Origin of the sequence: Pseudomonas sp. 18.1.10, assembly GCF_024655625.1 — a bacterium.
Lineage (GTDB): Bacteria > Pseudomonadota > Gammaproteobacteria > Pseudomonadales > Pseudomonadaceae > Aquipseudomonas.
This window is the reverse complement of the sequence record NZ_JANLGL010000463.1, coordinates 1-956: the sequence shown is the minus strand read 5'-3', so window position 1 is coordinate 956 and position 956 is coordinate 1. Positions and strand designations below refer to the sequence as shown.

The window sequence follows — 956 nt, the reverse complement described above, 5'->3', positions numbered from 1 at the left end:
ACCCACCGCATTCGCGAGCAAGCCCGCTCCCACACAAGCCCGCTCCCACATTTTGATCTCTGGTGATCTTAGGAATGTGGCGGCTTAGCCCTTCATGCTCACATGCAACCGCGCAATCGCCTGGGCATGCAACTGACACACCCGACTCTCACTCACCTCCAGCACCACCCCAATCTCACGCAAGTTGAGCCTCTCGTGATGACACAGCGCAAGCAGCAGCCGTTCCCGCGCGGGCAGGGCGTCGATGGCGCGGGTCAGGTCGGCGCGGTTGCGTTCGTTGAGCAGTTCGGCGAACGGCGTTTGCAGGCGCGAGCTGGAGCCTTCGCTGTGTTCTTCGTCGATATCGTCGAAGGGCAGCATCTGGCTGCCGTTGGTGTCGTCGAGCACCTTCTGGTAGTCGGCCAGCGTCAGGCCCATGGCCGAGGCCACTTCACGCTCCTTGGCCGGGCGGCCGAGGTTCTGTTCGACGCGGTGCATCGCTTCTTCCACCGCCCGCGCATTGCGCCGCACGCTGCGGGGCACCCAGTCGCGGGTGCGCAACTCGTCGATCATCGCCCCGCGAATGCGCTGGGAGGCGAAGGTGGCGAAGGTCGCGCCGACATTCAAGTCATAGCGCGTCATGGCATCGAGCAAGCCGATGCTGCCGGCCTGGATCAAGTCGTCCAGTTCAATATTGGACGGCAACCGGGTCTTCAGCCCGAGCGCCTGGCGCCGGACCATGGGCAGGTACTGCTGGAGCACTTCCTGCTGGTTTATCTTGCCCTGTGCCGTATACATCGTGTGCGCCTGCGAAAGACAGAAAATCCACGGGATTATTACTGCTGGGGTGGGTGCCCTAAGCGCAGAACAGCCCTGTGGCAGGCAATGTATTCAGTGCTTAGCTCTCGCAGATAACACAGAGCCAAATGTGGGAGCGGGCTTGTGTGGGAGCGGGCTTGCTCGCGAAAGCGGTGGAT

The 956-nt window shown here is 62.2% G+C and carries 1 protein-coding gene; it reads right to left on the bottom strand.

Annotation, left to right across the window (positions count from 1 at the left end; genetic code table 11):
- Positions 1 to 84: 84 nt before the first annotated feature.
- On the bottom strand, positions 85 to 777 hold the full coding sequence (locus NUV89_RS29705) for an RNA polymerase sigma factor FliA (RefSeq protein WP_257784121.1): 693 nt from the start codon (positions 775 to 777) through the stop codon (positions 85 to 87).
- Positions 778 to 956 lie beyond the last annotated feature (179 nt).

Bases quoted from the DNA above. Each gene is read 5' to 3' on its own strand.
- NUV89_RS29705 (WP_257784121.1), bottom strand. From the start codon at position 777: ATGTATACGGCACAGGGCAAGATAAACCAGCAGGAAGTGCTCCAGCAG.